This is a genomic window from Streptomyces sp. CB01881 (assembly GCF_002953255.1).
Classification (GTDB): Bacteria; Actinomycetota; Actinomycetes; order Streptomycetales; family Streptomycetaceae; genus Kitasatospora.
The window spans coordinates 1,018,360-1,026,942 of record NZ_CP026498.1 but is presented as its reverse complement, the minus strand read 5'-3'; the positions used below and the strand labels follow the sequence as shown (position 1 = coordinate 1,026,942).

General features: G+C 71.8%; 9 protein-coding genes. All 9 read left to right on the top strand.

Features of this window, described 5'->3' with window-relative positions; translation table 11 throughout:
• Positions 1–538: 538 nt before the first annotated feature.
• The 9 genes from C2142_RS04755 to C2142_RS04715 are packed head-to-tail and all read left to right on the top strand — an operon-like array spanning position 539 to position 8,546.
• The gene (locus tag C2142_RS04755) at positions 539–1,390 is read left to right on the top strand and encodes a fumarylacetoacetate hydrolase family protein (protein WP_148641223.1); all 852 of its coding nucleotides are present in this window, start codon (positions 539–541) and stop codon (positions 1,388–1,390) included.
• A gap of 11 nt (positions 1,391–1,401) precedes the next feature.
• Positions 1,402–2,757, top strand: coding sequence for an L-fuconate dehydratase (locus C2142_RS04750; RefSeq protein ID WP_148641222.1), 1,356 nt, complete (start codon positions 1,402–1,404; stop codon positions 2,755–2,757).
• Positions 2,754–3,515 (top strand): SDR family oxidoreductase, encoded by a 762-nt coding sequence (locus C2142_RS04745; protein WP_148641221.1) that lies wholly within the window; start codon positions 2,754–2,756, stop codon positions 3,513–3,515. The genes C2142_RS04750 and C2142_RS04745 overlap by 4 nt, the downstream gene beginning before the upstream one ends.
• A complete protein-coding gene (locus C2142_RS04740; protein ID WP_174315584.1) occupies positions 3,512–4,507 on the top strand; it encodes an aldo/keto reductase in 996 nt (331 codons plus the stop codon). Before C2142_RS04745 ends, C2142_RS04740 begins: the two co-directional genes overlap by 4 nt.
• Positions 4,507–5,247 (top strand): (Fe-S)-binding protein, encoded by a 741-nt coding sequence (locus C2142_RS04735; RefSeq protein ID WP_148641220.1) that lies wholly within the window; start codon positions 4,507–4,509, stop codon positions 5,245–5,247. The genes C2142_RS04740 and C2142_RS04735 overlap by 1 nt, the downstream gene beginning before the upstream one ends.
• On the top strand, positions 5,244–6,710 hold the full coding sequence (locus C2142_RS04730; protein ID WP_148641219.1) for a LutB/LldF family L-lactate oxidation iron-sulfur protein: 1,467 nt from the start codon (positions 5,244–5,246) through the stop codon (positions 6,708–6,710). Before C2142_RS04735 ends, C2142_RS04730 begins: the two co-directional genes overlap by 4 nt.
• Positions 6,707–7,360 (top strand): LUD domain-containing protein, encoded by a 654-nt coding sequence (locus tag C2142_RS04725; protein ID WP_148641218.1) that lies wholly within the window; start codon positions 6,707–6,709, stop codon positions 7,358–7,360. The genes C2142_RS04730 and C2142_RS04725 overlap by 4 nt, the downstream gene beginning before the upstream one ends.
• Complete coding sequence (locus C2142_RS04720) at positions 7,357–7,668, top strand: L-rhamnose mutarotase (RefSeq protein WP_148641217.1); 312 nt, start codon at positions 7,357–7,359, stop codon at positions 7,666–7,668. Before C2142_RS04725 ends, C2142_RS04720 begins: the two co-directional genes overlap by 4 nt.
• The gene (locus C2142_RS04715; RefSeq protein ID WP_148642186.1) at positions 7,665–8,546 is read left to right on the top strand and encodes an amidohydrolase family protein; all 882 of its coding nucleotides are present in this window, start codon (positions 7,665–7,667) and stop codon (positions 8,544–8,546) included. The genes C2142_RS04720 and C2142_RS04715 overlap by 4 nt, the downstream gene beginning before the upstream one ends.
• Positions 8,547–8,583 lie beyond the last annotated feature (37 nt).

Sequence of the window (8,583 nt, the reverse complement as noted above, 5' to 3'; positions counted from 1 at the left end):
GCGTTGCGTTCGAGTCGCTGCCGCGGTTGCAGCCCGTGGCGAGCCCCGCCAGGACGACCACGGCGGCGGCGGTGGCCGCGATGCTGGAGGAGCGAGGGTTCATGGTGCTGATCTCCTTGGCTGGGATGGCAGGCGCCCCTGCGGGGTGAGTTCGCAAGCGGTGCGGCCCGGCGCAGTGGGGGGGCGACCGGCCCGCGGTTGTGGCGGTCCGTGGCAGCTGGCAGCGGACCGTTCAGCCCGCAGTCATCGGATGGCTTGCGGCAGTGAGGACCTTACGAGTCCGACATCTGGCTGACAAGAGGAGACCTCGGATGATTCCCAACCGTGACATCCGGGTTTCCCGGAGGGACCTGATGGGCCTGAAGCGTGCAACCTGAGCTGCGGTCATGGGCGGACGCGGCCGGATCTGCCGACAGTCATCGGAGGACTTCTTGCGGTGGCGCGGTCGGTGCTCGTATGGTCGGGGCACTGCAGATTCATCCGATGTGTTGGCGCCTGTGAGGCCTCCGTCCTCGGCGTGACGACAGGAGAAGAAGACATGAGACTAGGGCGCATCGGCGCACCGGGAGCCGAGACTCCGGTCGTCATCGACCAGGCGGGCGCCACGTTCGTGCTCACGGCCCTGACCGCCGACATCGACGGGGCGTTCCTCGCCTCCGGGGGGATCGACCGGGTCCGGGAGGCGCTGGTCGAAGGCTCGCTCCCGACCGTCGACACAGCCGGCCTGCGGGTCGGCGCTCCCCTCGCCCGCCCGGGGAAGGTGGTGTGCGTCGGCCTCAACTACCGTGACCACGCGGCGGAGACGGGAGCGGCCGTCCCCGAGCGGCCGGTGGTCTTCATGAAGGACCCCTCCACGGTGGTCGGCCCCTACGACCGGGTACTGATCCCGCGTGGTTCGGTGAAGACGGACTGGGAGGTGGAGCTCGCGGTCGTCATCGGCCGCGAGGCCCGCTACCTGGCGAGCCCCGCCGAGGCCGGCGCGTGCATCGCCGGCTACACGATCAGCAACGACGTCTCCGAGCGTGAGTTCCAGCTGGAGTACTCCGCGCAGTGGGACCTCGGGAAGTCCTGCGAGACCTTCAACCCGCTCGGTCCCTGGCTGGTGACATCCGATGAGATCGCCGACCCGCAGTCGCTGGGGCTGCGGCTCGCGGTCAACGGCGAGGTGCGGCAGGACGGCGACACCAAGAACATGATCTTCGAGGTGGCGTACCTGGTCTGGTACCTGAGCCAGTACATGGTGCTGCGCCCCGGCGACGTCATCAACACCGGCACCCCGGCCGGTGTGGCCCTGGGGTTGCCCGGCACCCCGTACCTGCGTGAGGGCGACACGGTCGAGCTGTCCATCGACGGCCTCGGCACCCAGCGCCAGACGTTCATCAACGCGTGAAAGGCACCGAGTTGTCCGCAACCACCGCTGCGCGGATCACCGCCGTCGAGACCTTCGACATCCGCTTTCCCACCTCGCGGGAGCTGGACGGGTCCGACGCGATGAACCCCGACCCCGACTACTCCGCCGCCTACGTGATCCTGCGCACCTCGGCAGGCGGCCACGAAGGGCACGGCTTCACCTTCACCATCGGCCGTGGCAACGACGTCCAGGCCGCCGCCATCGACGCGCTCGCCGACCACGTCGTCGGACGCTCCGTCGCCGAGCTGTGCGCCGACCCCGGCTCGCTGTACCGTGACCTGATCGGTGACAGCCAGCTGCGCTGGCTCGGTCCCGAGAAGGGCGTGATGCACATGGCCATCGGCGCCGTGGTCAACGCCGTGTGGGACCTCGCGGCCAAGCGCGAGGGCAAGCCGCTGTGGCAGCTGCTCGCCGACGCCGACCCCGAGTGGCTGGTGTCCCAGGTCGACTTCCGCTACATCACCGACGCGCTGACGCCCGCCGAGGCCCTCGGACTGCTGCGCAAGGGCAGACAGGGCGCACCCGACCGGGCCGCCGAACTCCTGCGCCGCGGCTACCCCGCCTACACCACCTCGCCCGGGTGGCTCGGGTACAGCGACGAGAAGCTCACCAGCCTTGCCACGCAGGCGGTGGCCGAGGGCTTCACCCAGATCAAGCTGAAGGTCGGCGCCGACCTGGCGGACGACATCCGCCGCTGCCGCGCCGCTCGCGAGGCCGTCGGGCCGGACATCCGGATGGCGGTCGACGCCAACCAGCGCTGGAACGTCGCCGAGGCGATCGAGTGGACGAACGCACTCGCCGAGTTCGACCCGTACTGGATCGAGGAGCCCACCAGCCCCGACGACATCCTCGGCCACGCCGCCATCCGGCGCGGCGTCCACCCGATCAAGGTCGCCACCGGCGAGCACGTGCAGAACCGGATCGTCTTCAAGCAGCTGCTCCAGGCCGGCGCCATCGACGTTCTCCAGCTGGACTCCGCCCGCGTGGCCGGCGTCAACGAGAACCTGGCCATTCTGCTGCTCGCCGCGAAGTTCGGCGTCCCGGTCTGCCCGCACGCGGGCGGCGTGGGCCTGTGCGAGCTGGTCCAGCACCTGTCGATGTTCGACTACGTCGCGCTCTCCGGCACCACCGAGGACCGCGTCATCGAGTTCGTCGACCACCTGCACCAGCACTTCCTCGACCCGGTGAGGATCGACGACGGCCACTACCGGGCGCCGACCTCGCCGGGGTTCTCCGCCACCATGCACCAGGCGACCATCGACACCTACCGCTACCCCGACGGGGCGTTCTGGACGGCCGACCTGGCCGCGACGGAAGCCCGGGTCCGCACGGAGGCGCGAGCATGACCACCGATCTCAATGGCCTCACCGCCCTGGTCACCGGCGGCGCCTCCGGCATCGGCCTGGCCACTGCCCGGCTGCTCGCGGAGCGCGGCGCTCAGGTCGCCGTCCTCGACCTCGACCCGAGCGGCGCCCCCGTCCCGCTGCGCGGCTTCACCGCCGACGTCAGCGACGACGCCTCGGTCCGCGCCGCCGTCGTCGGCGCGGCCGAGGCGCTCGGCGGCATCGACATCCTGGTCAACAACGCCGGCATCGGAGCGGCGGGGACGGTGGAGGACAACGACGACGAGCAGTGGCACCGGGTGTTGGACGTCAACGTCCTGGGGCTGGTACGCGTCACCCGCGCCGCCCTGCCGCACCTGCGCCGCTCCAAGCGCGCCGCGATCGTCAACACCTGCTCCATCGCCGCCACCGCCGGCCTGCCGCAGCGCGCCCTCTACTCGGCCAGCAAGGGCGCGGTGCTCTCACTCACCCTGGCGATGGCCGCCGACCACGTCCGCGAGGGGATCCGGGTCAACTGCGTCAACCCGGGCACCGTCGACACCCCATGGGTCGGGCGGCTGCTGGGCGCCGCGGCTGACCCGGCCGCCGAACGCGCCGCGCTGAACGGTCGCCAGCCGACCGGCCGACTGGTCACCGCCGAGGAGGTGGCCGCGGCCATCGCCTACCTCGCCTCCCCGGCCGCCGGCAGCATCACCGGCACCGCCCTGGCGGTCGACGGCGGTATGGCCGGCCTACGCCTTCGCCCGGAGCCGAAGCCATGAACCTGCGTCGGAACCGACTGGGCCGAAGCCCGGTGCGGGTCAGCGAGCTCGCCTTCGGCGCGGCCGGGATCGGTAACCTCTTCACGGCGGTGAGCGACGAGCAGGCGGAGCAGGCCGTGCACGCCGCCTGGGAGGCGGGCGTCCGCTACTTCGACACCGCCCCGCACTACGGCCTCGGCCTGTCCGAACGCCGCCTCGGCGATGCGCTGAGCGCCATGCCCCGAAGCGAGTACGTGCTGTCGACCAAGGTCGGCCGGCTGCTGGAGCCGGCCGACCTCGGCGGCGACGACCTCGCCAACGGCTTCGCCGTCCCCGCCACCCACCGCCGACGCTGGGACTTCAGCGCGAAGGGCGTGCGCAGCTCCATCGAGGAGAGCCTGAACCGGCTGGACACGGACCGGATCGACATCGCCTACCTCCACGACCCCGACGACCATGCCGGCCAGGCCCTCGACCAGGCCTATCCCGAGCTGGAACGCCTGCGCGCCGAAGGCGTCCTCGGCGCGATCGGCGTCGGGATGAACCAGGCCGACCTGCTCGCGCGCTTCGTCCGCGAGACGGACATCGACGCCGTCCTGCTGGCCGGCCGCTACAGCCTCCTCGACCAGCGCGGACTTGCTGAACTGCTGCCGCTCGCACAGCAGCGTGGCGTCGGCGTCGTGATCGGCGGCGTCTTCAACTCCGGCCTGCTCGCAGATCCTCGGCCCGGCGCCACCTTCGACTACGCGGCCGCGCCCGCCGGCCTGGTGTCCCGCGCCCTCGACCTCAAGGCCGTCTGCGAGCGGTACGGCGTGCCACTACGGGCCGCCGCGCTGCGGTTCCCGTTCGGGCACCCGGCGGTCGCCAGTGTGCTGGTCGGCACCCGCAGCGCCGCCGAGGTCCGGGACGCCACCGCCATGCTCCACCACGGCGTCCCGGACGCACTATGGGCGGAGTTGAAGGAGCGCGGGCTGCTCGCCGCAGACGTGCCGACCCCCTCGGAGGAGGGCTGATGCGGATCGCCCTGTTCGTCACCTGCTTCAACGACACCATGTTCCCGGGCACCGGCCGGGCGGTGGTGACCGTCCTGGAGCGGCTCGGCCACACGGTCGACTTCCCGCAGGAGCAGACCTGCTGCGGGCAGATGCACTTCAACACCGGCTACCGCCCGGACGCCATGCCGTTGGTGTCACGCTTCGCCCGGACCTTCGCCGAGTACGACGCGGTGGTCACCCCGTCCGCGTCCTGCGCCGGCATGGTCCGCGAGAACCACCCGGTGCTGGCCGAGCAGTACGGCAGCGCCCAGCTCCAGCGGCAGGTCACCGAAGTGGTGCCCAGAGTGCACGAGTTCACCGAGTTCCTCACCGACGTCCTCGGTGTCGCCGATGTCGGCGCCCGCTTCCCGCACCGCGTCACCTACCACCCCACCTGTCACTCGCTGCGCGGACTGCGCCTCGGCGACCGTCCGCTTCAACTGCTGCGCGCCGTCGAGGACATCGAGCTGATCGACCTCCCGGCCGCCGACTCCTGCTGCGGCTTCGGCGGCACCTTCGCCGTCAAGAACGCCGAGACCTCCGGCGCGATGCTCGCCGACAAGACGCGGGGAGTCAGGGACACCGGCGCCGAGGTGTTGTGCGCCGCCGACAACTCCTGCCTGATGCACATCGGCGGCGGCCTCTCCAGACAGGGCAGTCCGGTCCGGACCATGCATCTGGCCGAGATCCTCGCCGCCACCGAAGGAGCCGCACGATGAGCAACCCCGGCGACCGCGGCGTCGTCTGGCTCGGCTCCCCGTCCTTCCCCGACGCCGCCCGCGAGGCACTGAAGGACACCCAGCTGCGTGCCAACCTGAAGCGGGCCACCGGCACCATCCGCGACAAGCGCCTCGCCGTCGCCTCGGAGCTGGACGACTGGGAGGAGCTGCGCGAGTCGGCCGCCGCGATCAAGAAGCGCACCGCGCGCCATCTGGACCGTTACCTGGTGCAGTTGGAGCAGTCCGTCATCGCGGCGGGCGGCACCGTGCACTGGGTCGCCGACGCCGCCGAGGCCAACCGGATCGTCACCGAGCTGGTGCGGGCCACCGGCGAGCGGGAGGTCGTGAAGGTCAAGTCCATGGCGACCCAGGAGATCGGCCTCAACGAACACCTCGCCGAGGCCGGGATCACCGCGTACGAGACCGACCTTGCCGAACTGATCGTCCAGTTGGGCGACGACCGTCCTTCGCACATCCTCGTCCCCGCGATCCACCGCAACCGCACCGAGATCCGCGACCTGTTCGCCGCCAGGATGGGGGAGTGGGGGCAGCCGGCGCCCGAGGGACTGGGCGACGACCCGGCCGAGCTCGCCGAGGCCGCCCGCCTGCACCTGCGCGAGAAGTTCCTCACCGCCAAGGTCGCCGTCTCCGGCGCCAACTTCGCCGTGGCCGACACCGGTACCGTCGTCGTGGTGGAGTCCGAGGGCAACGGCCGGATGTGCCTGACCCTGCCCGAGACGCTGATCACCGTGATGGGCATCGAGAAGGTCGTTCCCACCTGGACGGACCTGGAGGTGTTCCTGCAACTGCTGCCCCGCTCCTCCACCGGCGAGCGGATGAACCCCTACACCTCCACCTGGACCGGCACCACCGACGGCGACGGGCCGCAGGACTTCCACCTGGTGCTCCTCGACAACGGCCGCACCGACACCCTCGCCGACGAGGTCGGACGCCAGGCCCTCGCCTGCATCCGCTGCTCGGCCTGCCTCAACGTCTGTCCGGTCTTCGAGCGCACTGGCGGCCACGCGTACGGCTCGGTCTACCCCGGGCCGATCGGCGCCGTCCTCACCCCGCAGCTTGTGGGAGTGGAGAACGCCGCGTCGCTGCCGTTCGCCTCCACCCTGTGCGGGGCCTGCTACGACGCCTGCCCCGTGAAGATCAACATCCCCGAGGTGCTGGCCCACCTGCGGGCCGAGGTCGTTGAGGCCAAGCGGGCCTCCAAGCGACTTCCCCCGGCCGAGGCCGTGGCGATGAAAGCCGCCGCCGCCGTCCTCGACTCCCCGCAGTTGCTCGCCGCCGCGCAGAAGGCGGCGAGTGTCGGGGGCCGCGCTCTCGCCCGACGCGGCCGCATCGGCCGGCTGCCCGGCCCACTGCACGGCTGGTCCGACACCCGCGACACCCCCGCGCCGCCCGCCGAGTCCTTCCGTACCTGGTGGCGCAAGAACAAGGAAGGGGAGCGATGAGCAGCCGCGAGGCCGTCCTCGGCCGCATCCGCGCCGCCCTCGCCGACGTCCCGGCCGACGAGACCCCGGGCGATGTGCCCGTGCCCCGTGACTACCGCCGTACTCACACAGGGGCGGGCGAGAACACGGTGGCCCTGTTCGCCGAGCGCGTCGCCGACTACCGCGCCACCGTCACCCGCACCGACCGGGCCGGACTGTCCGATGCCATCGCCGCCGCGCTCACTGCGGGCGGCGTCGAACGTCTCGCGCTGCCGGGCGGGTTCCCCATCGAGCTGCTGCCGTCCGGCACCTGGGAGTGGCATCCGGAGCCGTTGAACGTCCCCGCCCTGGATGCCCTGGACGGCGCGATCACCCTCGCCGCCGCCGGCATCGCCGCCACAGGGACCATCGTCCTCGACGCCGGCCCCGGCCAGGGCCGCCGCGCCCTGACCCTCGTCCCCGACTACCACCTGTGCATCCTCCGTGCCGAGCAGATCGCCGACGACGTCCCCGACGCCCTCTCGCGCCTCGACCCCACCCGGCCGCTCACCTTCATCTCCGGCCCGTCCGCCACCAGCGACATCGAACTCGACCGCGTGGAGGGCGTCCACGGCCCCCGCATCCTGAACGTCATCATCGTCGACCCCGCCCACCCGGAGCAGCAGCCATGAGAATCGCCCTGCACACCCGCGTCCGCGAGGACCGGATCGAGGAGTACGAGGCCGCACACCGCGCCGTGCCCGCCGAACTCACCGCCGCAATCCGGGCTGCCGACGTGACCTCCTGGACCATCTGGCGCAGCGGCTGCGAGCTCTTCCACCTCCTGGAGTGCGAGGACTACGATCGCCTGCTCGCCGAGCTGGAGCGCCTGCCGGTCAACGTCGCCTGGCAGACCCGGATGGCAGACCTCCTCGACGTGGTCCACGACTACTCGAAGGCCGGCGGCACCGCAGGTCTGCCGGTGGTGTGGCAGTTGTGACCGGCCGGCAGATCATCGACGCGCACCACCACGTCTGGGACCTGGCCGTCCGCCCGCAGCCCTGGATCACCGGCGAGGCCCTTGCCCCGCTCGACCGCTCCTTCTCCGTCGCGGACCTCGAAGCCGCAGCCCGCGGTGCGGGCGTCGTCGGCACCATCGCCGTCCAGACGGTCTGTGTTCCCGAAGAGACCCCGGAGCTGCTGGCCCTCGCCGCCGACAGCGACCTGGTCGCCGGCGTCGTCGGCTGGACCGACCTCACCGCCCCGGACATCGCCGACACGATCGCGGCCCTGCGCGAACTACCCGGCGGGGAGCGACTGGTGGGCATCCGCCACCAGGTTCAGGACGAGCCCGACCCGAACTGGCTGCTCCGCCGGGACGTCCGTCACGGGCTGCTCGCCGTCGCCGCGGCCGGCCTCGCCTACGACCTCGTCGTCAAGCCGCACCAGCTGCCCGCCGCCGCCCTCGCCGCCGCAGGTATCACCGGGCTGACCTTCGTCCTCGACCACCTCGGCAAACCACCCATCGCCACCGGCGCGCTCGACCCCTGGGCAGCCGACCTACGCAGGCTGGCCGCGCTGCCCAACACCGTGTGCAAGCTCTCCGGAATGGTCACCGAGGCCACCCCCGGCAGCTGGCGGACCGAGGGCCTCAAGCCCTACGCCGACACCGCGCTGGAAGCCTTCGGCCCGTACCGGATCCTCTTCGGCTCCGACTGGCCGGTCTGCACCCTCCAGGCCGGATACCCCGAGGTCGTCCGGATCGCCGACCGCCTCACCGACCGGCTCGCCTCAGAGGAGAAGGAGGCCGTGTTCAGCCGCAACGCGACCCGGGTGTACGGGCTGCGGCCGCTCGGGCCGGCCGCCGGCGAGGCGTGAGCGACCCCGGGGCGACAGGACCGCAGTCCGTCAGCCC

Bases quoted from the DNA above. Each gene is read 5' to 3' on its own strand.
- C2142_RS04755 (WP_148641223.1), top strand. From the start codon at position 539: ATGAGACTAGGGCGCATCGGCGCACCGGGAGCCGAGACTCCGGTCGTC.
- C2142_RS04745 (WP_148641221.1), top strand. From the start codon at position 2,754: ATGACCACCGATCTCAATGGCCTCACCGCCCTGGTCACCGGCGGCGCC.
- C2142_RS04740 (WP_174315584.1), top strand. From the start codon at position 3,512: ATGAACCTGCGTCGGAACCGACTGGGCCGAAGCCCGGTGCGGGTCAGC.
- C2142_RS04735 (WP_148641220.1), top strand. From the start codon at position 4,507: ATGCGGATCGCCCTGTTCGTCACCTGCTTCAACGACACCATGTTCCCG.
- C2142_RS04730 (WP_148641219.1), top strand. From the start codon at position 5,244: ATGAGCAACCCCGGCGACCGCGGCGTCGTCTGGCTCGGCTCCCCGTCC.
- C2142_RS04725 (WP_148641218.1), top strand. From the start codon at position 6,707: ATGAGCAGCCGCGAGGCCGTCCTCGGCCGCATCCGCGCCGCCCTCGCC.
- C2142_RS04720 (WP_148641217.1), top strand. From the start codon at position 7,357: ATGAGAATCGCCCTGCACACCCGCGTCCGCGAGGACCGGATCGAGGAG.